Below are 23,900 nucleotides of genomic sequence, written 5' to 3'. Positions count from 1 at the left end.
TACAGTATGGTACCCTCAACATTTTCTCGTTTGAAAGCTGCACGCGCGCTGCCTGTCATTCTGGCAGCATTGATTTTCGCAGGCTGTGGCACCCAGGCGCCAGACCAGAGTGCTGCCCATATGCAGGGCACAGCACAAGCTGATTCCGGCTTTTATCTGCAGCAAATGCAGCAAAGCTCAGATGATAGCAAGACCAACTGGCAATTACTCGCCATTCGTGCACTGCTGAAAGAAGGCAAGAGCCAGCAGGCGGTCGAATTGTTCAACCAGTTGCCGCAGCAACTGAACGATACCCAACGTCTTGAACAGTCACTGCTGGCCGTCGAAATCAAACTTGCGCAGAAAGATATCGCTGGCGCACAGGCTCTACTGGGCCAGTTAAAACCAGCCGATTTCTCGCAAAACCAGCAAGCACGTTACTGGCAGGCGCAAATTGACGCCAACCAGGGACGCCCGTCGCTCACGCTGCTACGCGCGCTGATCGCGCAGGAACCGCTGTTGACCGCCAACGATAAGCAGAAAAATATTGATGCAACCTGGCAGGCCCTGTCGTCAATGACGCCAGAACAAGCGCAAACGCTGGTCATCAACGCTGATGAAAACGTTCTACAAGGCTGGCTGGATCTCCAGCGCGTCTGGTTCGATAACCGTAACGATCCAAACATGATGAAAGCGGGTATTGCCGACTGGCAAAAACGTTACCCGCAAAATCCTGGGGCGAAACTGTTGCCTACGCAGCTCGTCAACGTCCAGAGCTTTAAGCCCGCCTCCACCAGCAAAATCGCACTGCTACTGCCTCTGAATGGCCAGGCCGCTGTTTTTGGGCGAACCATTCAGCAGGGCTTTGAAGCGGCAAAAAATATGGGTACTCAACCGGTCTCTGCACCTGTTGCCGCCGCACCTGCAGCTAACACTGGTGCTGATGCAACAACGGCACAACCACAGACGACTGACGGCGTCGCCAGTCCCGCTCAGGCTTCTGTCAGCGATCTGACCAACGATACGCCAGTACAGCCAGCGGCCGCAGTGCCTCAGACTGCGCCAGTACAACCGGCAACGACGGCCAGCGCGCCGGCGAATCCGTCCGCAGAGCTGAAAATCTACGACACCTCATCACAGCCGCTGAATCAGATCCTGGCTCAGGTACAGCAGGATGGCGCCAGCATCGTTGTCGGCCCGCTGTTGAAGAACAATGTCGAAGAGCTGATGAAAAGCAATACACCGCTCAACGTACTGGCGCTAAACCAGCCAGAGTCGGTGAAGAATCTGGCGAATGTTTGCTACTTCGCCCTGTCACCAGAAGATGAAGCGCGCGATGCCGCACGCCACATTCATGAACAAGGCAAGCAAGCACCACTGCTGTTAATCCCGCGTAGCGCGTTAGGCGATCGTGTTGCCAATGCCTTTGCGCAGGAATGGCAAAAACTGGGTGGTGGTACAGTGCTGCAGCAGAAGTTCGGGTCGACCGCTGAGCTTAAAATGGGTGTCAACGGCGGGTCGGGGATTTCCCTGACGGGTAGCCCGGTAGCATCCTCTGTGCCTGCGCAACCTGGCGTGACGATTGGCGGTCTGACGATACCGGCAGCGCCTACCGATGCCCAAATCACTGGCGGCAGCGGTCGTGTTGATGCCGTGTATATTCTGGCAACGCCGGAAGAAATTGCGTTTATTAAACCGATGATCGCCATGCGTAACGGCAGCCAGAGCGGTGCGACGCTGTACGCCAGCTCCCGCAGCGCGCAGGGTACCGCTGGTCCTGATTTCCGTCTGGAGATGGAAGGTCTGCAGTACAGCGAAATTCCCATGCTGGCGGGCGGCAACGAGCCACTCATGCAGCAAGCGCTGAGTGCAGTACGCAATGACTACTCGCTTGCGCGCATGTATGCAATGGGTGTTGATGCCTGGTCGCTCGCTAATCATTTCTCGCAAATGCGTCAGGTGCAGGGTTTCGAAATTAACGGCAACACCGGCGCGTTGACCGCAACGCAGGATTGCGTGATTAACAGGAAGTTATCATGGCTCAAATACCAGCAAGGACAGGTCGTCCCCGCCAGTTAACGAGCAAACAGACCGGTGATACGTGGGAAACGACTGCGCGTCACTGGCTGGAAAGCAAAGGACTGCGTTTTATCGCCGCCAACGTACGTGAACGTGGCGGCGAAATCGACCTGATAATGCGTGAAGGCAGGACCACCGTCTTTGTCGAGGTCCGCTACCGGCGGTCCGCCCAATTTGGCGGCGCGGCGGCGAGTGTGACCCGGAGCAAACAACACAAATTATTACAGACCGCCCGCTTGTGGCTTGCGCGCCACAATGGGAGTTTTGATACTGTGGATTGCCGGTTCGATGTGTTAGCCTTCACCGGAAATGATGTTGAGTGGTTTAAGAACGCGTTCAACGACCGCTCATATAGTTGAATCAGAACCTGCCCATCAGGCAAATAAAATAACCTGACGTGCCTGGTACTTAAGGATTAGCGTGTTAGACAGAATCAAAGTCTGCTTTACAGAAAGCATTCAAACTCAGATAGCTGCGGCTGAAGCACTCCCGGATGCGATCTCCCGTGCAGCCATGACGCTGGTTCAGTCCCTGCTCAATGGCAACAAAATTCTCTGTTGTGGTAATGGGACGTCCGCTGCCAACGCACAGCATTTTGCTGCCAGCATGATCAACCGTTTTGAAACAGAGCGACCCAGTTTACCTGCGATTGCACTAAATACTGATAATGTGGTCTTAACTGCGATTGCCAACGATCGCCTGCACGACGAAGTTTATGCAAAACAAGTCCGTGCGCTGGGACATGCAGGTGATGTTCTGTTGGCAATTTCTACGCGTGGTAATAGCCGCGATATCGTAAAAGCCGTTGAAGCAGCCGTTACGCGCGACATGACGATCGTTGCGTTGACCGGTTATGACGGAGGGGAACTGGCCGGATTGTTGGGGCCACAGGACGTTGAAATCCGCATCCCTTCACACCACAGCGCCCGCGTTCAGGAAATGCATATGCTGACGGTCAATTGCCTTTGCGATCTCATTGATAACACGCTTTTCCCTCACCAGGATGATTAAGGAGTACACATGAAGGCATTTTCGCCGCTCGCCGTCGTTCTCTCAGCGTTGCTGTTGCAAGGCTGTGTAGCTGCCGCCGTTGTCGGAACAGCAGCTGTCGGGACGAAAGCAGCAACGGATCCTCGCAGTGTCGGCACCCAGGTAGATGATGGGACCCTGGAATTACGCGTCAATACGGCGTTGTCGAAAGATGCCCAGATAAAGAAAGAAGCACGCATCAACGTGAGCGCATATCAGGGTAAAGTCCTGCTGGTCGGCCAGTCGCCGAATAGCGAACTTTCTGCACGAGCAAAACAAATTGCGATGGGTGTAGAGGGCACAACGGAGGTCTTTAATGAGATCCGTCAGGGCCAACCTATCGGCCTGGGCGATGCGTCCAACGATACCTGGATCACCACCAAAGTGCGCTCTCAGCTCCTGACCAGCGATCAGGTGAAATCCTCCAACGTGAAAGTGACGACCGAAAATGGGGAAGTATTCCTGCTGGGCCTGGTCACTGAACGCGAAGCGAAGGCTGCGGCGGATATCGCCAGCCGGGTAAGCGGCGTGAAACGCGTCACTACCGCCTTTACCTTTATTAAGTAATACAGATGCCGGATAGCGACGCATAGGCGTCTTATCCGGCCTACAGGACGTAATCGTTTGTAGGTCGGATAAGCTCAGCCAACATCCGGCATGTTATTTCGCCCTTTCGCGTAGCTCGGAAGAGGTCAGGATCGAAACCCCTTCATGTTCAGGTGCCAGCGCCTCCATCAGCATGGCTTGCGCGACATCACGTGCCTTAATCGATTTCCAGTTTCCTGGCAGCAACCGGAACAACGGTGCCAAAAACATTTCATTTGCGCGTTGCTTCTCCCGTTCCCCCAGCAACATCGAAGGCCGGACAATCGTTAACCGTGGCCATTTCTGAGCGATCAGCGCCTGCTCCATTTCCCCTTTCACCCGATTATAAAAAAATGGCGAATGTGCATTGGCTCCCATCGAACTCACCACCAGCATATGCTGGGCACCAAGCCGGCGGCCCGTCAGAGCGGTGTCCACCACCAGCGTATAATCCGCGTGGATAAACGCCTCTTTGCTACCCGCTTCACGTCGGGTCGTACCCAGGCAGCAAAAAACAATATCGACCGGGTCAGTAACTTGCGCCAGCGCATCGCTTAACTGTGGATCGTGAGGATTATAGACCCCGACCGTATCTGCCAATGGTCGTCGTGTCGGTGCGGTGATAGCGTGGATTCGGGGTTCATTCAGCAACATCCGCAGCAAATTTCCGCCCACCAGCCCTGTGGCACCTGTTATTAACACCTGGCTCATTGCTTTTCCATCCCCGCATCCTCAATCGATCTTCTAACTATAGATCACGCAGCCAGAGCATCTTCTTGCCAAAGCCCAGCGTATTGTCAGTGAACTTGATTTCATCCAGCCGAATCTCCCACACGGGCGCCGACAGCATCCTGGCGACAGGGAAACGATGGTTATACGCTTTACGCGCAGCTTCGCTCTCTTCTCCCTCCAGGCGGCGGATTTCCCCTTTAAACTGAACGCCGCGAATCAGCGCGACCGTTTTAGGCTGACCGTTTACCGTTCCGGCGACACACGCACGCGGGCCAGACATCTGTGCATGGCGGGTCTTCTCTTCGGTGAGCACATAGAACGCAACCTTTTGCGCATCAAACAGATAAAACGCATTGGCGCACCACAATTCACCGTCATGGTGTACACACCAGGTCACAACGTGCTGCTTTGCCAACCAACGAGTCACCGCAGTCAGTGTTTCCATTTCTGTTCTCTTTTATACTGTAGGACTGAAAATTATCATGTCGATGGTAACAATGACACCCTGGTATCTGTATCTGATCCGTACCGCAGACAATGCCCTGTACACCGGAATAACCACCGATGTACAACGCCGCTATCAGCAGCATCAGAGCGGAAAAGGTGCGAAAGCGTTACGCGGGAAGGGAGAGCTCACTCTGGCATTTGCGGCGCAAGTCGGCGATCGCTCGCTGGCCCTGCGCATAGAGTATCGGGTCAAGCAGCTTACAAAACGCCAGAAAGAGCGCCTTGTGGAAGGTGAAGGGTTTGCGACTCTGCTGAGCAGTCTACAAACCCCCGACACTTAAAAGCGATTGAAATGGTCGTGATATTCCACCAGGCCAGATACGCCCTCCAGCGCATCTTCCGCCAGGCGATGCACCTGGAATGCACTTTCTGTACCCGGCCAGCGGCAACGCAGGTCGTGATGGGCCGCCAGTTCGAAGCCCAGGCGACTGTACAATGCCGGATCGCCCAGGGTGACCACCGCGGCGTAGCCAAACTCGTTAAGAGAATCCAGCCCTTCATAAACCAGCTGACGCGCCAGGCCTTGCCCACGGTAATTTTCATCTACCGCTAACGGTGCCATGCCGACCCACTGCAGATCTTCACCCTGCACATCAACAGGGCTGAATGCGACGTAGCCCACTACCTGACCTTCATCATCGGTAGCAACCAGACCCAACGTTAAGAAACCGTCTTCGCGCAGGTCGTGCACTAACTTCGCTTCCGCATCGCTTTCAAATGAACGACGCAGCAGCGCATCAATACCTGGGGCATCAATGGGAATTTCAACTCGAATCAGCATGCTTCACCTACCGAGGTCTGTTTGGTTTCTGGCGACGTTTTCATACCCGCCTCAACAAAATCCGCCAACTGCAGCAGCATGACACGTAACGCTTTCGGCATCTGCTCCAGTTCGATGGCGTCCATCAGATTTTTAACATACAGCCCTAATTCTGTATCGCCTTCGATCACCAGGCGACGCTGGAAGAAAAGCGTATCTGGATCCTGCTTACGCGCCGCGATCATCAGGAGATCGCTGGCATCGGCGCTAAAACTCACATCAGCATCTGCGCTCTCACTGACGATAAGCTTGTCGTTCTCTACTGAGGTATACCATCTGAGACCAATATCGCGCACATGAATGCTCAGCCAGCGGCCGTTGAGAAACTCCAGCTCCCCATCGGCCAGCGCCTGACTAAACTGCCAGCTCAGGACCTGTTCCAGAACCTGGCGCTTCAGCGCAAAGGGCGTCAGTTTAACCGGTACACTCATCAGAGAAGGACCTAAATGTACTAAGCGTGAACGCAGTTTATCCAACACGAGCTTTACTCCCTGTTTCAATAGTCCTGCTATTTTGCCATATCAAATAAACGACATAGCGGCATAAATCAACAATTCGATGCGAAATTGTTACCTCTTTATTGGTGTCACCAATACGACTTTAACTGCCTCAAATCAAAAATTGTCTCAGCAAGGTTAACTAAAATCCCTCTTCGTTAACATTTTTGCGTCCTCAGGCGCAACTTTCAGGATAAATTATGGAGCTGCTCTGCCCTGCCGGAAATCTCCCGGCGCTTAAGGCGGCCATCGAGAACGGCGCTGATGCTGTCTACATCGGGCTGAAAGATGATACCAACGCCCGTCATTTCGCCGGCCTTAATTTTACCGAGAAAAAATTGCAGGAAGCGGTGAGTTTCGTTCATCAACATCGCCGTAAGCTGCACATTGCGATTAACACTTTTGCCCATCCGGATGGGTATGTACGCTGGCAACGTGCCGTGGATATGGCGGCACAACTGGGTGCGGATGCCCTGATCCTCGCCGATCTCGCCATGCTTGAGTATGCCGCAGAGCGCTATCCCCATATTGAGCGCCATGTCTCCGTTCAGGCATCTGCGACTAACGAAGAGGCAATTAATTTCTACCATCGCAACTTTGACGTTGCGCGGGTCGTACTACCACGCGTGCTGTCGATTCATCAGGTGAAGCAATTAGCCCGCGTCACCCCAGTTCCGTTAGAGGTATTTGCCTTCGGTAGTCTGTGCATTATGGCGGAAGGTCGTTGTTACTTATCTTCTTATCTGACAGGGGAATCGCCAAACACCGTGGGCGCCTGCTCCCCTGCTCGCTTTGTGCGCTGGCAGCAGACCCCGCAGGGACTGGAGTCACGGTTAAACGAAGTGCTGATCGACCGCTATCAGGACGGCGAAAACGCAGGTTACCCAACGCTGTGTAAAGGCCGCTATCTGGTCGATGGTGAACGCTACCATGCACTGGAAGAGCCAACCAGTCTGAACACACTGGAGCTGCTGCCCGACTTACTGGCCGCCAATATTGCGTCGGTCAAAATAGAGGGCCGTCAACGTAGCCCGGCCTATGTCAGCCAGGTCGCAAAAGTATGGCGTCAGGCGATCGACCGCTGCAAAGCCTCCCCGCAGAACTTCGTTCCACAGCCTGAATGGATGGAAACACTGGGCTCCATGTCCGAAGGCACGCAGACCACGCTTGGTGCGTATCACCGTAAATGGCAGTGAGAAAAGCAATGAAATATTCCTTAGGGCCCGTGCTTTACTACTGGCCGAAAGAGACGCTGGAAGATTTTTATCAGCAGGCCGCAACCAGCCAGGCCGACGTTATCTATCTGGGTGAAGCCGTGTGCAGCAAGCGCCGTGCTACGAAAGTGGGTGACTGGATAGATATGGCGAAATCACTCGCCGGCAGCGGCAAACAGGTGGTGCTCTCTACACTGGCGCTGGTGCAGGCCTCCTCTGAACTGGGAGAACTGAAGCGCTATGTGGAAAACGGCGACTTCCTGGTGGAAGCCAGCGACCTCGGTGTGGTTAACATGTGCGCCGAGCGCAAACTACCGTTTGTCGCAGGACATGCGCTCAACTGCTACAACGCGGTCACGCTGCGTATGCTGCTTAAACAGGGCATGGTGCGCTGGTGTATGCCTGTTGAACTGTCCCGTGACTGGTTGGTAAATCTGCTCAATCAGTGCGAGGAACTGGGTATTCGCAATCAGTTTGAAACCGAAGTCCTCAGCTACGGGCATCTGCCGCTGGCGTACTCAGCCCGCTGCTTTACCGCGCGTTCCGAAGATCGGCCAAAAGACGAATGTGAAACCTGCTGCATCAAATACCCCAACGGGCGTGATGTTCTGTCGCAGGAAAATCAGCAGGTATTTGTCCTCAATGGGATCCAGACCATGAGCGGCTATGTCTACAATCTCGGCAACGAGCTAACATCAATGCAGGGGCTGGTTGATATTGTTCGTCTATCACCGTTGGGGACGGAAACAATCGCGGTGCTTGATGCTTTCCGCGCGAATGAAAACGGCAACGCCCCACTACCGCTTGCCGCCCACAGCGACTGCAACGGTTACTGGAAGCGACTGGCAGGTCTGGAGCTGCTGGCCTAGCCGGATGGCGGCAAAAGTGTCTTATCCGGCCGACAAATAGCGCTCCCGTAGGTCCGATAAGCGCAGCGCCATCGGGCATTGTTTTTGCCGTCAGCCTCATAAGGCTCACTTTGTTAACAACATTCGCTAATCTTTAATGCAGTATTAAAAGATTAACCGGTAACAAAGTGAGCCGTTATGACTAACAAAAATATTCCGTTCTCGGTGCTGGATCTGGCGCCGATCCCTCAAGGTTCCTCCGCACGAGAAGCCTTCTCCCATTCGCTCGAACTCGCACAGCTTGCTGAAAAACGCGGCTACCGCCGCTACTGGCTGGCAGAACATCACAACATGGCCGGTATCGCCAGCGCCGCAACGTCAGTACTGATTGGCTATCTGGCTGCCCATACCACCACGCTACATCTGGGTTCTGGCGGCGTGATGCTACCCAACCATTCCCCGCTGGTGATCGCTGAGCAGTTCGGCACGCTAAACACACTGTATCCGGGGCGGATTGATCTCGGGCTTGGCCGCGCGCCAGGGAGCGATCAACCCACAATGCGCGCCTTGCGTCGCCATATGAGCGGCGATGTCGACAACTTCCCACGTGATGTAGCAGAACTGGTGGACTGGTTTGACGCCCGCGATCCTAATCCTCACGTTCGCCCGGTTCCTGGCTACGGCGAGCAAATCCCGGTTTGGTTATTAGGCTCCAGCCTGTACAGCGCACAGCTGGCAGCACAGCTTGGCCTGCCGTTTGCTTTCGCCTCGCATTTCGCACCCGATATGCTGCATCAGGCGCTGCATCTGTACCGTACTCAGTTCAAGCCTTCAGCACGCCTGGAGAAACCGTATGCGATGGTGTGCATCAACATCATTGCCGCTGATAGCAATCGCGATGCCGAGTTTCTTTTCACCTCGATGCAGCAGGCATTTGTGAAACTGCGCCGGGGCGAAACCGGCCAGTTACCACCGCCGGTAGAGAATATGCATCAGCTGTGGTCTGCTTCCGAGCAGTACGGCGTACAACAGGCGCTGAGCATGTCGCTGGTCGGTGATAAGGCGAAAGTGCGGCACGGTCTCGAGGCGATTTTGCGTGAAACCCAGGCCGATGAAATTATGGTTAACGGCCAGATTTTTGATCATCAGGCACGGCTGCATTCGTTTGATTTGGCGATGGATGTGAAGCAGGAATTGTTGGGGTAGTGCGTTGTTTTGCCCGGTGGCGCTTCGCTTACCGGGCCTACAGGATAAGTAGGCCGGATAAGGCGCAGCCGCCATCCGGCACAACAACATTACTGGTACACAGGCAACAGATTAAAGCTCGACAGAATGTGGATAACTGCGTTACCGATACCGAATACCAGAATCAGCGCAATCATCGGCTTGCCGCCCCAGACGCGGAATTTCGGGCTACCGAAACGCTCACGGGATTTACGTGCCAGCAACGCCGGGACAATTGCGGCCCAGATGGTTGCTGCGAGTCCTGCATAACCAATAGCGTACAGGAAGCCGTTCGGCCACAGCAGGCCACCGACAATCGGCGGCAGGAAGGTCAGCAGCGCGGTTTTAAAACGTCCTATACCAGAGTCATCAAATTTGAACAGATCTGCCAGATAGTCGAACAGACCCAGCGTCACTCCGAGGAACGAACTCGCCACGGCAAAGTTGGAGAACACCACCAACAGCAGATCCAAACTACGACTGTTCAGCACGCCGCTCAACGCCTGGACCAGCACATCAATATTACCGCCCTGCTGTGCAATACCGATAAACTCTGGGCGTGGGATATTGCCCATCGTCCCCAGCAACCATACGGTATACAGCACCAGCGCCAGCAGCGTACCGTAGACCAGGCACTTAACGATGGTCTTCGGATCTTTACCGTAGTACTTCATCAGGCTCGGGACGTTACCGTGGTAGCCGAACGACGCCAGACAAAACGGCAGCGTCATCAACAGATACGGCGTATATGAAGCATTGCTCTCTGCCACGTTAAACAACGTGGTCGGCGTGACGTGCCCTAACAGGCTACCGAAAGTCAGGAAAAAGGTAATCACCTTCGCACCCAGCACAATCGCCGTCATGCGACTGACCGCTTTGGTGCTTAACCACACCACAAATGCTACCAGCAGAGCAAAGCCAAAACCTGCCGCACGCGCCGGAACGTTCAGCGACATCTCAGAGAAAGTGTGGTGCAGAATAGAACCACTCGCCGAAATGTAGGCATAAGTCAGAATATAGAGTACGAAAGCAATGGAAATGCCGTTAACGACGTTCCAGCCTTTACCCAGCAGATCTTTGGTGATGGTGTCGAAGCTCGAGCCAATGCGGTAATTGAGGTTAGCTTCGAGGATCATCAGCCCGGAGTGCAGCATGCAGAACCAAGTGAAGATCAGTGCCGCCATTGACCAGAAGAACCACGCCCCGGACATGACCACAGGCAGAGAAAACATCCCCGCGCCAATAATGGTGCCGCCGATGATCACCACGCCGCCAAGCAGCGAAGGTGATGTTTGGGTGGTGGTTAGTGTTGCCATTCAGCCATCTCTCCAGTCATTTGTATTGTGACTACATCTCAATGTGCTGCACTGTACCAGTACACGAGTACAAATGAAATAAAAAAAGCCCCAATCATTTCGATCAGGGCTGTATATATTACTTTACGCTTTTATACTCGTCATACTTCAAGTTGCATGTACGTTGGCTACGTTCATTCACCCCAGTCACATAGTTTTCTATGCTCCTGGGAACTCACTCTCTTGCCGCCTTCCTGCAACTCGAATTATTTAGAGTATAAGCTAAGAAGCTTATGCGTCACCGCCGAAACGACGACGACCAGCGGAGTCATCACGGCGCGGAGCAGAAGAATCATCACGACGCGGGCCACGGTTGCCTTCACGACGTTCGCCGCTGAAACGACGACCATCACCACGACCGCCTTCACGACGTTCGCCGCTAAAGCCACGACCTTCACCACGACCGCCTTCACGACGCTCACCGCTGAAACGACCACCGCCACGACGCTCACCACCGGTGTGCGGTACTGCATCGCCAACCAGCTGCATGTTCATCGGCTTGTTCAGGATGCGAGTACGAGTAAAGTGTTGCAGCACGTCACCCGGCATACCTTTCGGCAGTTCGATGGTGGAGTGGGAAGCAAACAGCTTGATGTTACCGATATAACGGCTGCTGATATCACCTTCGTTAGCAATCGCGCCAACGATATGACGAACTTCAACACCGTCATCACGACCCACTTCAATACGATACAGCTGCATATCGCCAACGTCACGACGTTCACGACGCGGACGGTCTTCACCACCACGGTCATTGCGGTCACGCGGGCCACGATCGTTGCGGTCGCGCGGACCACGGTCATCACGGTCGCGGAATTCGCGTTTCGGACGCATCGGCGCATCTGGCGGCAGGATCAGCGGACGTTCGCCCTGAGCCATTTTCAGCAGTGCTGCGGCCAGTGTTTCGATATCCAGCTCTTCTTCCGGCTGCATTTTCGCCAGCAGAGCGCGGTACTGATCCAGATCGCTGCTTTCCAGCTGCTGCTGTACTTTCGCGGCGAATTTTTCCAGACGGCGTTTGCCCAGCAGGTCTGCATTCGGCAGCTCGACTTCCGGAATGGTCAGCTTCATGGTGCGTTCGATGTTACGCAGCAGACGACGCTCGCGGTTCTCAACGAACAGCAGCGCACGGCCAGCACGACCCGCACGACCGGTACGACCGATACGGTGAACGTAAGACTCAGAGTCCATCGGGATGTCGTAGTTAACAACCAGGCTGATACGCTCAACGTCCAGGCCACGGGCCGCAACGTCGGTTGCAATCAGAATATCCAGACGACCATCTTTCAGACGCTCCAGAGTCTGCTCACGCAGGGACTGGTTCATGTCGCCGTTCAGTGCAGCGCTGCTATAACCGCTACGCTCCAGCGCTTCTGCCACTTCCAGGGTCGCATTTTTGGTACGAACGAAGATAATCGCCGCATCAAAGTCTTCTGCTTCCAGGAAACGCACCAGCGCTTCATTTTTACGCATGCCCCATACAGTCCAGTAGCTCTGGCTGATGTCAGGACGTGTAGTAACGCTGGACTGAATACGGACTTCCTGCGGCTCTTTCATAAAGCGGCGGGTAATACGACGAATCGCTTCCGGCATGGTAGCAGAGAACAGAGCAGTCTGATGACCTTCCGGGATCTGCGCCATAATCGTTTCGACGTCTTCGATGAAGCCCATACGCAGCATTTCGTCAGCTTCGTCCAGCACCAGACCGCTCAGTTTGGAGAGGTCCAGAGTACCGCGCTTCAGGTGATCCAGCAGACGGCCCGGCGTACCGACGACGATCTGTGGTCCCTGACGCAGGGCACGTAATTGCACGTCATAACGCTGGCCGCCGTACAGGGCAACCACGTTCACGCCGCGCATGTGTTTAGAGAAATCCGTCATGGCTTCTGCAACCTGAACCGCCAGTTCGCGGGTCGGTGCCAGCACCAGAATCTGAGGTGCCTTCAGCTCAGGATCAAGATTGTTGAGCAGCGGTAAGGAGAACGCTGCAGTTTTGCCGCTACCTGTCTGGGCCATACCCAGAACATCGCGACCGCCCAGCAGATGCGGAATGCACTCTGCCTGGATTGGAGATGGTTTTTCGTAACCCAGATCGTTAAGGGCTTCAAGGATAGGAGCCTTCAGGCCCAGATCTGCAAAAGTGGTTTCGAATTCAGCCATGTAGTACGTGTGCCTCAAAATTAATGGCGGCCAGTCTACATAACTCATCATGAAATTGATCTGCAATTTTCATTGAAAAGTGTGAACCGGCTCAAAGTAGGTGTATTAACGAACAACAACGCCCTCACCCGTGAAGGTGATGGCAATCAAAAAGATTACGGGCTGATGTGTACGTCAGCTATTGCTGGTCCGATTCTGCCAGGTCATCTTGGTCCTGGCCCAGGAGCGATAATTCCAACAATGCGTATCGGTGCTCAACAAAGTTATGAACGTTGTTAGCCACCGCCAGTTTGAACAATGCCGTAGCGTTGTCCAAATCCCCCAGACTTAGGTAGTACTTACCTAAATAGAAGTTGGTTTCACTGAGATGCTCAGCGAGCGAGGTGTTATCCGTTGCGTCCGCCTTCAGGCGTTCCATCAGCGTTGCTTCGCTAATGTTGCCCAGGTAGAACTCGACAATGTTCCATCCCCATTGCTCTTTATCCGATTTCTCAAAGCGTTGTTTCAACGCTTCTTTAGCCTGCTTCTCATCGAGCTTCTGCTCGGCAAGATAAAGCCACAGACTACGGAAAGGATCATTGGGATCGTCTTGATAAAACGCTAGCAGATCATCTTGCGCTAACTTGTCGCGACCGCCGTAATACAATGCGATACCGCGATTTAAGTGCGCGTAGTTGTAAGTTGGATCAAGCTCAAGTACAGAATCAAACGCTTCATAGGCAGCATCAAAATTGCCTGCCTGCGTTAAATATATACCTAAGTAATTGAATACTTCAGGCATATCTGGTCGGATAGCCAGCGCTTGTGAAAAATCATTTCGCGCCAGTGCCCTCAGACCGAGACTATCATACAACACTCCGCGCTCATATAAAAGCTGTGCGCGTTCGTCATCGGTTAAAGCCCGACTGGCAAGAATTTGTTCCATACGTGCCAGAATCACTTCCTGCTGCAAAGTCGGTTGCAGTGGTACTGCGAGGACTTCACTCTTACGCCAGGCGGAATTACTGCATCCAGCCAGCGTGAGTGCTGTCGCAACGAAACACCAGCGCAAAAAAGGCTTCATTTCCCACTCCCGAAGACAACGATTGAATGAACGTCCAGGTTCCCCGGTTGCTAACAAGGCATCCTGCCGGGTTAAAGGCCCTCCGCTCTCACGGAGGGCAATGGCAACCTTACTCGCCCTGGCTTGCCGGAGCTTCCGGTTCGCCTGCAGGCTGAGACTGCTCAGTTGCTTCTTTAATGCTCAGACGTACACGGCCCTGGCGATCAACTTCCAGAACTTTGACCGGTACTTCCTGGCCCATCTGCAGGTAATCAGTCACTTTCTCAACGCGCTTGTCAGCGATCTGAGAGATGTGCACCAGACCTTCTTTACCGCCACCAATGGCAACGAATGCGCCAAAGTCAACGATACGGGTCACTTTACCGTTGTAGATACGACCTACTTCGATTTCAGCGGTGATTTCTTCGATGCGACGAATAGCGTATTTCGCTTTCTCGCCGTCAGTCGCAGCAATCTTCACAGTACCATCATCTTCGATTTCAATGGTGGTGCCGGTTTCTTCGGTCAGGGCACGGATAACAGAACCGCCTTTACCGATAACGTCTTTGATCTTGTCCGGGCTGATCTTAATGGTATGGATACGCGGAGCAAATTCAGAGATATCGCCGCGCGGCGCGTTGATCGCCTGTTCCATCACACCCAGGATGTGCAGACGTGCACCTTTAGCCTGGTTCAAAGCGACCTGCATGATCTCTTTGGTGATACCTTCAATTTTAATATCCATCTGCAGTGCAGAGATACCGTCGCGGGAACCCGCCACTTTGAAATCCATATCGCCGAGGTGGTCTTCGTCGCCCAGGATGTCAGACAGAACAACAAAGTTGTCGCCTTCCTTCACCAGACCCATCGCGATACCCGCAACGGCTGCTTTGATCGGCACGCCTGCGTCCATCAGCGCCAGGGAAGCACCACATACGGAAGCCATGGAAGAAGAACCGTTAGATTCAGTAATTTCAGAAACGACACGAACGGTGTACGGGAATTTATCCAGTTCCGGCATCACTGCCAGTACGCCACGCTTCGCCAGACGGCCGTGACCAATTTCACGACGCTTCGGAGAACCGACCATACCGGTTTCACCAACACAGTACGGAGGGAAGTTGTAGTGGAACAGGAAGTTGTCGGTACGCTCGCCCATCAGTTCATCGAGGTTCTGCGCATCACGGGTAGTACCCAGCGTTGCGGTAACCAGCGCCTGAGTTTCACCACGGGTGAACAGTGCGGAACCGTGAGTACGCGGCAGCACGCCAGTACGCACGTCCAGACCACGGATCATGTCTTTTTCGCGGCCATCGATACGCGGCTCGCCGGCCAGTACGCGGCTACGAACAACGTTTTTCTCGATAGCGTGCAGGATTTCACCCAGCTCGTTAGCGTCCAGGGTTTCATCTTCTGCAGTAAGCTGCGCGATGGTTTCAGATTTGATCACGTCAACCTGAGCATAACGCTCTTGTTTGTCAGTGATACGGTAAGCATCGCTCAGGCGCGCTTCTGCCAGTGCAGCAACGCGCGCGTTCAGCGCTTCGTTAACCGCTTCTGGCTGCCAGTCCCAACGTGGTTTGCCCGCTTCTTTAGCCAGCTCGTTGATGGCCTGGATAACAACCTGCTGCTGTTCGTGACCGAACACCACAGCACCCAGCATCTGGTCTTCACTCAGCAGTTCAGCTTCAGATTCAACCATCAGTACGGCAGCTTCGGTACCGGCAACAACCAGATCCAGTTTACTTTCTTTCAGCTCGTCCTGAGTCGGGTTCAGTACATACTGGTCATTGATATAACCAACACGCGCAGCACCGATCGGGCCGTTGAACGGAATACCAGACAGAGACAGCGCAGCGGATGCACCAATCATCGCCACGATATCCGGGTTAACCTGTGGGTTAACGGAAACGACGGTTGCGATAACCTGAACTTCGTTAACGAAGCCTTCCGGGAACAGCGGACGAACCGGGCGGTCAATCAGACGCGCGATCAGGGTTTCGCCTTCGCTTGGACGGCCTTCACGACGGAAGAAGCTACCTGGGATACGACCAGCAGCGTAGGTACGCTCCTGATAGTTAACGGTCAGCGGGAAAAAGTCCTGGCCTGGTTTCGCTTTTTTCTGGCCAACAACGGTAACGAATACCGCAGTGTCATCCATGCTAACCATAACAGCGGCAGTCGCCTGACGCGCCATCATGCCGGTTTCCAGCGTAACGGTATGCTGACCGTACTGGAATTTACGAACGATCGGATTAAGCAAAATAATATCCTTTCTCTATTTTTTTGACGGCACATTTATGTGCCATCGTTAATACCCGATCTTCTGCGCATCCTCGCGACTAATGACAACCCTAACCCATGCGTATTGGGTAAAGCCTCTCATTAGCCGCGCGAACCTCTGCAACGGAAGATCATTCATAGCAACAATACATTAGTTTCCAGCGAATTGCTGCCATCTGCTGGAAAAAAGGGGCCATGAAGGCCCCCTCTTTCTGAAACTCGAAAGAATTAGCGACGCAGACCCAGACGCTCGATCAGCGCGGTGTAGCGTGCAACATCTTTACGTTTCAGGTAGTCGAGCAGTTTACGACGCTGAGAAACCATGCGCAGCAGACCACGACGGCTGTGGTGATCTTTTTTGTGCTCTGCAAAGTGGCCCTGCAGGTGGTTAATCTGTGCAGTCAACAGAGCAACCTGAACATCGGTAGAACCGGTGTCGTTTGCATCACGACCGAACTCAGAAACGATTTTAGCTGTAGCTTCAGTACTTAGAGACATTTTAAAACTCCAAAGTATTAAGAATGAAAGGATGCCGATCTCTAATTCAGCAATCCCAGTGTATACACTTTATCTTTCAAACTGACTCTGCGTTGGCTGCGTCCGCTCACTTCAGCCACCTACTTGAGTAAGCCCCTGAGGATTCCCAGACTTGCCGCCTTGATGCAGCTCGAATGATATTGTGTACACGCCGCGCGAACTGTTAAATAATTAACGCGACGTTAAGCGGCAGTATTCTACTCGCAGCGCCTTCTTATCGCAAGACAGAGAGCGCTATGCAGGATATTCAACCACCAGTCGACGGGGGGCAACCCGACCTTCATCGTCCATTTCCCCCATGCCGATAAATTTACTGTCATCGCCTTCTGTCACACGCACCAGCCCTTCCAGTGGAGTGCCTGTCGTACGAACCGGATTACCATTTTTAAAGTAAACCGACGATGTTAAAGGCAGATTAACCACCGGATAATCCGATGCCGGACTGTCCATTGGCATCAGCAATGGATCAAGCAACTGCGCTGACGGAATGTTCTGTTGTTCAGCTTGTTCTACCAGCTCACGCAAATGTTCCAGCGTGACCATACGGTCAACCGGGTATTTGCTGACCGTCAGACGGCGCAGATACGTTACGTGTGCACCGCATCCCAGCTTCTCACCCAGATCGTCAATAATAGTACGAATATAGGTGCCTTTGGAGCAGTGAACTTCCAGCTCCAGTTCATTCCCTTCGTGGCGAATAAACAGCAGTTCATAAACGGTAATTGGGCGTGCTTCACGCGGCACCTCGATGCCTTGACGAGCATATTCGTACAGCTTCTTGCCCTGATATTTCAGCGCCGAGTACATCGATGGAATTTGCTCGATATCCCCGCGGAAAGTTTCCAGCGCGCTCGCAAGCTGTTCCTCCGTAAAGGTCACCGGACGTTCCTGCACGATTTGTCCATCAGCATCAGAGGTATCCGTACGCTGACCCAGGCGGGCAATCACACGATAACGCTTGTCGGAATCCAGCAAATACTGTGAAAACTTAGTCGCTTCACCGAGGCAGATAGGCAGCATGCCTGTCGCCAGCGGATCCAACGCGCCAGTATGACCGGCACGGTTGGCATTGTAGATGCGCTTTACTTTTTGCAGTACGTCATTGCTGGACATGCCCTGAGGTTTGTCCAGCAGCAAAACACCATGAATGTCGCGACCACGACGACGAGGACGACTCATCAGTCCTCCTTGCTGTCGTCCGCTGGGTTCACACGACGTTCATCGTCATGCTTCACCACGCTGGTCACCAGGTTGGACATGCGCATCCCTTCGACCAGTGAGTTGTCGTAGAAGAAGGTCAGCTCAGGCACGATACGCAGGCGCATCGCTTTCCCCAGAAGAGAGCGGATGAAGCCAGAAGCTTCCTGCAGTGCCTTAATACCATTTTTAACGGCCGCTTCGTCCTGGTCGTTCAGGAACGTCACGAATACTTTGGCATAGGCCAGGTCACGGGACATCTCAACGCCCGATACGGTGGTCATCATACCAACACGCGGGTCTTTGATTTCGCGTTGCAGGATCAGTGCGATTTCTTTCTGCATCTCCTGCGCTACACGCTGCGGGCGACCAAATTCTTTCGCCATAATAAATTCTCCAGAATAAAGACAAAAAAGGGGCCATAAGCCCCTTTTTAAATTTCTTGCCGGGTGGCGCTTCGCTTACCCGGCCTACGCCTAATCATCTTCTACGTATTTTGAGTTGCAACAAGGCGGCAAGCTCGTAAATCCCCGGGAGCATAGATAACTATGTGACCGGGGTGAGCGAGCGCAGCCAACGCCGTTGCGGCCCAAAAGACGACGAAGATTATGCGATGGTACGTTTGATCTCAATGATCTCGAACACTTCGATCATATCGCCAACGCGAACGTCGTTGTAGTTCTTAACGCCGATACCACATTCCATGCCGTTACGGACTTCGTTGACGTCATCTTTGAAGCGGCGCAGGGATTCCAGCTCACCTTCATAGATAACTACGTTGTCGCGCAGAACGCGGATTGGGTTGTGACGCTTAATCGTACCTTCGGTAACCATACAGCCTGCGATGGCACCGAATTTCGGTGATTTGAACACATCACGAACTTCAGCCAGACCGATGATCTGCTGTTTCAGTTCCGGAGACAGCATGCCGCTCATCGCCGCTTTCACTTCGTCGATCAGATGGTAGATGACGGAGTAGTAACGCAGATCCAGGCTTTCAGATTCGATCACTTTACGTGCAGAAGCATCAGCACGGACGTTGAAGCCAACCAGAATCGCGTTGGATGCCGCAGCCAGCGTCGCGTCGGTTTCGGTGATACCACCCACGCCAGAACCGATGATCTTCACTTTGACTTCGTCGGTAGACAGTTTCAGTAAAGAGTCGGAGATCGCTTCTACAGAACCCTGAACGTCAGCCTTCAGTACGATGTTCACTTCGTGAACTTCGCCTTCGGTCATGTTAGCGAACATGTTCTCGAGTTTAGATTTCTGCTGACGGGCCAGTTTAACTTCACGGAATTTGCCCTGACGATACAGCGCAACTTCACGTGCTTTCTTCTCGTCACGAACGACGGTCACTTCATCACCTGCAGCCGGAACACCGGACAGACCGAGGATTTCCACCGGAATGGACGGACCTGCTTCCAGCACTTCCTGGCCCAGTTCGTTACGCATCGCACGAACGCGACCGTATTCGAAGCCACACAGTACGATATCGCCTTTGTTCAGGGTACCCTCGCGAACCAGGACAGTAGCAACCGGACCACGTCCTTTATCCAGGAAGGATTCGATAACCGCACCGCTCGCCATACCTTTACGTACTGCTTTCAGTTCCAGTACTTCGGCCTGCAGCAGGATAGCATCCAGCAGCTCGTCGATACCGGTACCGGCTTTTGCAGAAACGTGAACGAACTGGCTCTCGCCGCCCCACTCTTCCGGCATGATGCCATACTGGGACAGTTCATTTTTAACGCGATCTGGGTCTGCTTCTGGTTTATCGATCTTGTTCACTGCAACCACTACTGGCACACCTGCCGCTTTCGCGTGCTGGATAGCTTCGATGGTCTGCGGCATCACGCCGTCGTCTGCAGCAACAACCAGAACAACGATATCCGTTGCCTGAGCACCACGAGCACGCATAGAGGTAAATGCGGCGTGCCCCGGGGTATCCAGGAAGGTGATCATACCGTTACCTGTTTCAACGTGATACGCACCGATGTGCTGAGTAATGCCGCCTGCTTCGCCTGAGGCCACTTTCGTAGAACGAATGTAATCCAGCAAAGACGTTTTACCGTGGTCAACGTGACCCATGATGGTCACTACCGGTGCACGCGGTTCAGCCGCCGCACCAGTGTCACGGTCGCTCATTACCGCTTCTTCCAGTTCGTTTTCACGACGCAGGATAACTTTGTGGCCCATCTCTTCGGCAACCAGCTGTGCAGTTTCCTGGTCGATAACCTGGTTGATGGTCGCCATGGCACCCAGTTTCATCATCGCTTTGATGACCTGAGAACCTTTAACTGCCATCTTGTTCGCCAGATCGCCAACGGTGATGGTTTCGCCGATCACAACGTCACGGTTAACGGCCTGAGCCGGCTTCTGGAAGCCCTGCTGCAGCGCGGAACCTTTACGCTGTTTACCGCCTTTGCCGCCACGAACCGCTGCACGCGCTTCTTCACGGTCAGCTTTAGATTCGGCGTGTTTATTGCCTTTCTTCGCCGGACGCGCAGCTTTCGCACTGCGAGTACGACCACGACCGCCTTCAACTTCACGATCGTTTTCGTCTTCTGCCTGGCGAGCGTGTTGAGAGGTGGTGACGTGATAATCGCTGGTATCTTCAACAGGTTCAGCGTTATTCACACCATTCTTCTCGTTTTCTTCTGCCATACGACGGGCTTCTTCAGCCACACGGCGCGCTTCTTCTTCAAGCTTGCGACGTGCTTCTTCTTCCGCTTTACGCTTCAGTTCTGCGGCTTCGTTTTCACGGCGGGCTTTTTCGGCCTGGGCGGTTTTTGTCATATCGTCGGTCTGTTGATTGCTCACTTTGTCTTTTTCCGCAGCTTCACGTTTCGCTTTATCAGCGGCTTCACGTTTAGCTTGTTCTGCGGCCTCACGTTCGGCTTTTTGTTGCGCCTCGCGTTTGGCAGCTTCTTCTGCCTCACGACGGGCTTGCTCTTCCGCTTCACGCTGCGCCTGCTCTTCCGCGGCAAGGCGTTCAGCCTCTTGCGGATCGCGTTTCACAAAGGTGCGTGTCTTGCGGACTTCGATTTGTACCGATTTACTTTTTCCACCGGTACCTGGAATATTGAGAGTACTGCGCGTTTTACGCTGCAATGTCAACTTATCCGGCGCTGAGCCATTTTCACGGTTCAGGTGCGCCAGCAAGGTTTGTTTCTCTTGTGCGGACACAGAGTCATCAGCAGACTTAGGGATACCTGCATCAGCAAATTGCTGTACCAGGCGCTCCACGGAAGTCTGTATCTCTGCAGCCAGCGTTTTTACGGTTACATCTGTCATACTGTTCCTTCCTGCTACAGTTTATTACGCTTCGTCGCCGAACCAGCAAATATTACGGGCAGCCATAATCAGCTCACCGGCTTTCTCGTCGGTCAACCCTTCGATATCAGCCAGATCATCAATGCCCTGTTCAGCGAGATCTTCCAGCGTACAAACACCACGGGCAGCCAGTTTGAAGGCCATATCACGATCCAATCCTTCCAGATTCAGCAGATCGTCAGCCGGTTTGTTATCACCGAGGCTTTCTTCCTGGGCCAGTGCCAGAGTGGTCAGTGCGTTTTTAGCACGCTCGCGCAGCGCTTCAACGGTCTGTTCATCGAGGCCGTCAATTTCCAGCAGTTCTTTCATTGGCACGTAGGCCAGTTCTTCCAGCGTCGCAAAACCTTCTTCCACCAGAACTGTCGCGAAATCTTCATCGATATCGAGATATTTGGTGAAGGTATCGATGGCCGCATGTGCTTCAGCCTGATGCTTAGCCTGCAGATCATCAACGGTCATGACGTTGAGTTCCCAACCGCTCAGTTGTGAAGCCAGGCGGACGTTCTGACCATTACGTCCAATCGCCTGAGCCAGGTTACCGGCTTCAACCGCAATATCCATGGTGTGTTTGTCTTCATCCACCACGATAGAAGCGACGTCTGCTGGCGCCATTGCGTTGATCACGAACTGCGCCGGGTTATCATCCCACAGGACAATATCAATACGCTCGCCGCCCAGTTCGGTAGAAACTGCCTGAACACGCGCACCGCGCATACCAACACAGGCACCGACCGGATCGATACGCTTGTCGTTGGTCTTAACGGCGATTTTCGCACGAGAACCCGGATCGCGAGCCGCCGCTTTAATTTCAATCACTTCTTCGCCAATTTCTGGCACTTCAATGCGGAACAGTTCGATCAGCATTTCCGGCTTGGAACGCGTCACAAACAGCTGCGCACCACGCGCTTCCGGGCGCACAGAGTACAGAACACCACGAATACGGTCGCCAGGACGGAAGTTTTCACGCGGCAGCATGTCTTCACGCAGGATCACAGCTTCAGCATTGCTGCCCAGATCCAGGGAAATGTTGTCACGGTTGACTTTCTTCACCACGCCAGTGACGATTTCGCCTTCGTGTTCACGGAATTGATCGACAACCATCGCACGTTCAGCTTCACGTACTTTCTGTACGATAACCTGTTTCGCGGTCTGAGTAGTGATACGGTCAAAGGTGACAGATTCGATCTGATCTTCAACGTATTCACCAACGTTCAGACTTTCGTCTTCAAAGCGCGCTGCTTCCAGCGTAATTTCTTTAGTTGGCTGAGTGACTTCTTCTACGATAACCCAACGACGGAAGGTATCGAAATCACCGCTTTTACGATCGATCTCTACGCGGACATCGATCTCTTGTTCATATTTTTTCTTTGTTGCTGTAGCCAGCGCACTTTCCAGCGCTTCAAAAATTTTCTCGCGTGGCAGCGCTTTCTCGTTGGATACGGCTTCAACAACAGCCAAAATTTCTTTGTTCATCGCGGGCTTTTCACCTCAATCCAGACTGTTAAAAGTGGGGAACCAGGTTCGCCTTCTGGATATTACTCAGCGCGAACACTTCATCTTTACCTTCGACTGTGACCGTGATCATCTCACCGTCCACCGCTTTGATAACGCCCTGCCATTTACGACGGTTTTGTACCGCCATACGAAGAACCAGCGTGACTTCTTCACCCAGGAAACGCACGTAGTGTTCAGCCGTGAACAGAGGACGGTCGAGACCCGGAGAGGAGACTTCCAGGTTGTAGGCAACAGTGATTGGGTCTTCGACATCCATCACCGCGCTTACCTGATGGCTCACATCAGCACAATCATCAACATTGATGCCATCTTCACTATCAATATAGATGCGCAGTGTGGATGTGCGACCGCGAATAAATTCGATGCCGACCAGCTCGTACCCCAAGGCTTCAACTGGCGCTGTAATCATCTCTGTTAATTTTTGCTCTAATGTGGACAAGCCCACCCCCAAGACATAAAAAAAGGGCCTAAAGCCCAGTTATTCTGTAGTCAGATAACAAAAAACCCCGATAAATCGGGGCTTTAGATAACTGAACCCTATAACCGCACCTGCGGTTCGGAGAACCTTCCGAAAGAATTTTTTTCAAATCCAGCTACGAAGGCCTAAGTCTTCACAGTATATTTGAAAAAGAACTCTAAGGGAAAGTGGTTGCGGGGGCCGGATTTGAACCGACGACCTTCGGGTTATGAGCCCGACGAGCTACCAGGCTGCTCCACCCCGCGCCTGAAACGTGGCAAATTTTACTCGTTTTGGGTAAAAAATGCAAATACTGCTGGGATTTGGTACCGAGGACGGGACGTAAAATCTGCGCACAGTATATTGATCCTCTATACGTTATGTCAACCTTGTTACTACTATGCAAATGAATGAATGCAAACCAGCACAAATACAACGGAAGACAAGAGAGATAAATCCGCCATCCACAGCGTTATTTAACGAAATTATCACTAAACTCTTCCT

General features: G+C 53.2%; 23 protein-coding genes and 1 tRNA gene. 8 read left to right on the top strand and 16 right to left on the bottom strand.

Going from position 1 to position 23,900, the window contains the following annotated elements; all coding sequences use genetic code 11:
* Positions 1 to 6: 6 nt before the first annotated feature.
* The 4 genes from NNO03_RS05665 to dolP all read left to right on the top strand — a co-directional run bounded on the left by NNO03_RS05665 (position 7) and on the right by dolP (position 3,654).
* Complete coding sequence (locus tag NNO03_RS05665; protein ID WP_271449036.1) at positions 7 to 2,058, top strand: penicillin-binding protein activator; 2,052 nt, start codon at positions 7 to 9, stop codon at positions 2,056 to 2,058.
* Positions 2,016 to 2,417, top strand: a complete 402-nt coding sequence (locus tag NNO03_RS05660; RefSeq protein WP_137382404.1) for a YraN family protein — start codon at positions 2,016 to 2,018, stop codon at positions 2,415 to 2,417. Before NNO03_RS05665 ends, NNO03_RS05660 begins: the two co-directional genes overlap by 43 nt.
* Before the next feature lie 61 nt (positions 2,418 to 2,478).
* Positions 2,479 to 3,069 (top strand): DnaA initiator-associating protein DiaA, encoded by a 591-nt coding sequence (diaA, locus tag NNO03_RS05655; RefSeq protein ID WP_003024948.1) that lies wholly within the window; start codon positions 2,479 to 2,481, stop codon positions 3,067 to 3,069.
* A gap of 9 nt (positions 3,070 to 3,078) precedes the next feature.
* Positions 3,079 to 3,654 carry a division/outer membrane stress-associated lipid-binding lipoprotein gene (dolP, locus tag NNO03_RS05650; RefSeq protein ID WP_048213381.1) on the top strand — a complete coding sequence of 192 codons (576 nt, stop codon included), beginning with the start codon at positions 3,079 to 3,081 and terminating at the stop codon, positions 3,652 to 3,654.
* A gap of 93 nt (positions 3,655 to 3,747) precedes the next feature.
* Here the strand turns inward: dolP and NNO03_RS05645 are convergent, their stop codons facing one another.
* Together NNO03_RS05645 and NNO03_RS05640 are read right to left on the bottom strand one after the other, a co-directional pair.
* Complete coding sequence (locus NNO03_RS05645; protein ID WP_271440731.1) at positions 3,748 to 4,383, bottom strand: NAD(P)H-binding protein; 636 nt, start codon at positions 4,381 to 4,383, stop codon at positions 3,748 to 3,750.
* Positions 4,384 to 4,420: 37 nt separating this feature from the next.
* Positions 4,421 to 4,849, bottom strand: a complete 429-nt coding sequence (locus NNO03_RS05640) for a YhbP family protein (protein ID WP_271440732.1) — start codon at positions 4,847 to 4,849, stop codon at positions 4,421 to 4,423.
* Between the two features lie 37 nt (positions 4,850 to 4,886).
* Between NNO03_RS05640 and NNO03_RS05635 the strand changes: the two genes are divergently transcribed.
* Positions 4,887 to 5,192, top strand: a complete 306-nt coding sequence (locus NNO03_RS05635) for a GIY-YIG nuclease family protein (RefSeq protein ID WP_271449035.1) — start codon at positions 4,887 to 4,889, stop codon at positions 5,190 to 5,192.
* Here NNO03_RS05635 and NNO03_RS05630 read toward each other — a convergent pair.
* Together NNO03_RS05630 and NNO03_RS05625 are read right to left on the bottom strand one after the other, a co-directional pair.
* Complete coding sequence (locus tag NNO03_RS05630) at positions 5,189 to 5,692, bottom strand: GNAT family N-acetyltransferase (protein WP_137382408.1); 504 nt, start codon at positions 5,690 to 5,692, stop codon at positions 5,189 to 5,191. The two genes, NNO03_RS05635 and NNO03_RS05630, sit on opposite strands and share 4 nt — an antisense overlap.
* The gene (locus NNO03_RS05625) at positions 5,686 to 6,210 is read right to left on the bottom strand and encodes an SCP2 domain-containing protein (RefSeq protein ID WP_271449034.1); all 525 of its coding nucleotides are present in this window, start codon (positions 6,208 to 6,210) and stop codon (positions 5,686 to 5,688) included. Before NNO03_RS05625 ends, NNO03_RS05630 begins: the two co-directional genes overlap by 7 nt.
* A 218-nt stretch (positions 6,211 to 6,428) precedes the next feature.
* Between NNO03_RS05625 and NNO03_RS05620 the strand changes: the two genes are divergently transcribed.
* The 3 genes from NNO03_RS05620 (at position 6,429) to NNO03_RS05610 (ending at position 9,496) form a co-directional block, all read left to right on the top strand.
* Complete coding sequence (locus NNO03_RS05620) at positions 6,429 to 7,424, top strand: peptidase U32 family protein (RefSeq protein ID WP_137382410.1); 996 nt, start codon at positions 6,429 to 6,431, stop codon at positions 7,422 to 7,424.
* Between the two features lie 8 nt (positions 7,425 to 7,432).
* A complete protein-coding gene (locus tag NNO03_RS05615; protein WP_271449033.1) occupies positions 7,433 to 8,311 on the top strand; it encodes a U32 family peptidase in 879 nt (292 codons plus the stop codon).
* A 177-nt stretch (positions 8,312 to 8,488) separates the two neighbouring features.
* Positions 8,489 to 9,496 (top strand): luciferase-like monooxygenase, encoded by a 1,008-nt coding sequence (locus NNO03_RS05610; RefSeq protein ID WP_271449032.1) that lies wholly within the window; start codon positions 8,489 to 8,491, stop codon positions 9,494 to 9,496.
* A gap of 89 nt (positions 9,497 to 9,585) precedes the next feature.
* Here the strand turns inward: NNO03_RS05610 and mtr are convergent, their stop codons facing one another.
* The 12 genes from mtr to NNO03_RS05550 all read right to left on the bottom strand — a co-directional run bounded on the left by mtr (position 9,586) and on the right by NNO03_RS05550 (position 23,662).
* Positions 9,586 to 10,830 (bottom strand): tryptophan permease, encoded by a 1,245-nt coding sequence (gene mtr, locus NNO03_RS05605; protein ID WP_271440737.1) that lies wholly within the window; start codon positions 10,828 to 10,830, stop codon positions 9,586 to 9,588.
* A 270-nt stretch (positions 10,831 to 11,100) separates the two neighbouring features.
* On the bottom strand, positions 11,101 to 13,029 hold the full coding sequence (locus NNO03_RS05600; RefSeq protein WP_137382414.1) for a DEAD/DEAH family ATP-dependent RNA helicase: 1,929 nt from the start codon (positions 13,027 to 13,029) through the stop codon (positions 11,101 to 11,103).
* Entirely contained in the window at positions 13,022 to 13,102 is an 81-nt protein-coding gene (gene yrbN / locus NNO03_RS05595) for a protein YrbN (RefSeq protein ID WP_010723222.1), read from the bottom strand. The genes NNO03_RS05600 and yrbN overlap by 8 nt, the downstream gene beginning before the upstream one ends.
* Before the next feature lie 105 nt (positions 13,103 to 13,207).
* Positions 13,208 to 14,092, bottom strand: coding sequence for a lipoprotein NlpI (gene nlpI, locus NNO03_RS05590; RefSeq protein WP_003024982.1), 885 nt, complete (start codon positions 14,090 to 14,092; stop codon positions 13,208 to 13,210).
* A 109-nt stretch (positions 14,093 to 14,201) separates the two neighbouring features.
* A complete protein-coding gene (pnp, locus tag NNO03_RS05585; protein WP_271440738.1) occupies positions 14,202 to 16,334 on the bottom strand; it encodes a polyribonucleotide nucleotidyltransferase in 2,133 nt (710 codons plus the stop codon).
* A gap of 248 nt (positions 16,335 to 16,582) precedes the next feature.
* On the bottom strand, positions 16,583 to 16,852 hold the full coding sequence (rpsO, locus tag NNO03_RS05580) for a 30S ribosomal protein S15 (protein ID WP_000059465.1): 270 nt from the start codon (positions 16,850 to 16,852) through the stop codon (positions 16,583 to 16,585).
* Between the two features lie 273 nt (positions 16,853 to 17,125).
* On the bottom strand, positions 17,126 to 18,070 hold the full coding sequence (gene truB, locus NNO03_RS05575; protein WP_271449031.1) for a tRNA pseudouridine(55) synthase TruB: 945 nt from the start codon (positions 18,068 to 18,070) through the stop codon (positions 17,126 to 17,128).
* On the bottom strand, positions 18,070 to 18,474 hold the full coding sequence (rbfA, locus tag NNO03_RS05570) for a 30S ribosome-binding factor RbfA (protein ID WP_003024988.1): 405 nt from the start codon (positions 18,472 to 18,474) through the stop codon (positions 18,070 to 18,072). The genes truB and rbfA overlap by 1 nt, the downstream gene beginning before the upstream one ends.
* Before the next feature lie 220 nt (positions 18,475 to 18,694).
* Positions 18,695 to 21,385 (bottom strand): translation initiation factor IF-2, encoded by a 2,691-nt coding sequence (gene infB, locus NNO03_RS05565; RefSeq protein WP_271440740.1) that lies wholly within the window; start codon positions 21,383 to 21,385, stop codon positions 18,695 to 18,697.
* A 24-nt stretch (positions 21,386 to 21,409) separates the two neighbouring features.
* Complete coding sequence (nusA, locus tag NNO03_RS05560; RefSeq protein WP_260861734.1) at positions 21,410 to 22,897, bottom strand: transcription termination factor NusA; 1,488 nt, start codon at positions 22,895 to 22,897, stop codon at positions 21,410 to 21,412.
* 28 nt (positions 22,898 to 22,925) lie between these two features.
* On the bottom strand, positions 22,926 to 23,378 hold the full coding sequence (gene rimP, locus NNO03_RS05555; protein WP_003024996.1) for a ribosome maturation factor RimP: 453 nt from the start codon (positions 23,376 to 23,378) through the stop codon (positions 22,926 to 22,928).
* 207 nt (positions 23,379 to 23,585) lie between these two features.
* A tRNA-Met gene (locus tag NNO03_RS05550) sits at positions 23,586 to 23,662 on the bottom strand.
* Between the last annotated feature and the right edge of the window lie 238 nt (positions 23,663 to 23,900).

The sequence above is a fragment of the Citrobacter sp. Igbk 16 genome (assembly GCF_028069755.1).
GTDB lineage: Bacteria > Pseudomonadota > Gammaproteobacteria > Enterobacterales > Enterobacteriaceae > Citrobacter.
Note: the sequence above shows the minus strand (reverse complement) of the source record. Positions and strands in the feature narration are given on the sequence as shown.

Coding starts and splice junctions, on each gene's coding strand:
- NNO03_RS05640 (WP_271440732.1), bottom strand. CDS start 4,849: ATGGAAACACTGACTGCGGTGACTCGTTGGTTGGCAAAGCAGCACGTT.
- NNO03_RS05620 (WP_137382410.1), top strand. CDS start 6,429: ATGGAGCTGCTCTGCCCTGCCGGAAATCTCCCGGCGCTTAAGGCGGCC.
- NNO03_RS05600 (WP_137382414.1), bottom strand. CDS start 13,029: ATGGCTGAATTCGAAACCACTTTTGCAGATCTGGGCCTGAAGGCTCCT.
- NNO03_RS05635 (WP_271449035.1), top strand. CDS start 4,887: ATGTCGATGGTAACAATGACACCCTGGTATCTGTATCTGATCCGTACC.
- NNO03_RS05615 (WP_271449033.1), top strand. CDS start 7,433: ATGAAATATTCCTTAGGGCCCGTGCTTTACTACTGGCCGAAAGAGACG.
- NNO03_RS05665 (WP_271449036.1), top strand. CDS start 7: ATGGTACCCTCAACATTTTCTCGTTTGAAAGCTGCACGCGCGCTGCCT.
- rpsO (WP_000059465.1), bottom strand. CDS start 16,852: ATGTCTCTAAGTACTGAAGCTACAGCTAAAATCGTTTCTGAGTTCGGT.
- infB (WP_271440740.1), bottom strand. CDS start 21,385: ATGACAGATGTAACCGTAAAAACGCTGGCTGCAGAGATACAGACTTCC.
- nusA (WP_260861734.1), bottom strand. CDS start 22,897: ATGAACAAAGAAATTTTGGCTGTTGTTGAAGCCGTATCCAACGAGAAA.
- NNO03_RS05660 (WP_137382404.1), top strand. CDS start 2,016: ATGGCTCAAATACCAGCAAGGACAGGTCGTCCCCGCCAGTTAACGAGC.
- rbfA (WP_003024988.1), bottom strand. CDS start 18,474: ATGGCGAAAGAATTTGGTCGCCCGCAGCGTGTAGCGCAGGAGATGCAG.
- dolP (WP_048213381.1), top strand. CDS start 3,079: ATGAAGGCATTTTCGCCGCTCGCCGTCGTTCTCTCAGCGTTGCTGTTG.
- NNO03_RS05645 (WP_271440731.1), bottom strand. CDS start 4,383: ATGAGCCAGGTGTTAATAACAGGTGCCACAGGGCTGGTGGGCGGAAAT.
- NNO03_RS05610 (WP_271449032.1), top strand. CDS start 8,489: ATGACTAACAAAAATATTCCGTTCTCGGTGCTGGATCTGGCGCCGATC.
- mtr (WP_271440737.1), bottom strand. CDS start 10,830: ATGGCAACACTAACCACCACCCAAACATCACCTTCGCTGCTTGGCGGC.
- NNO03_RS05630 (WP_137382408.1), bottom strand. CDS start 5,692: ATGCTGATTCGAGTTGAAATTCCCATTGATGCCCCAGGTATTGATGCG.
- yrbN (WP_010723222.1), bottom strand. CDS start 13,102: ATGAAAATTGCAGATCAATTTCATGATGAGTTATGTAGACTGGCCGCC.
- nlpI (WP_003024982.1), bottom strand. CDS start 14,092: ATGAAGCCTTTTTTGCGCTGGTGTTTCGTTGCGACAGCACTCACGCTG.
- truB (WP_271449031.1), bottom strand. CDS start 18,070: ATGAGTCGTCCTCGTCGTCGTGGTCGCGACATTCATGGTGTTTTGCTG.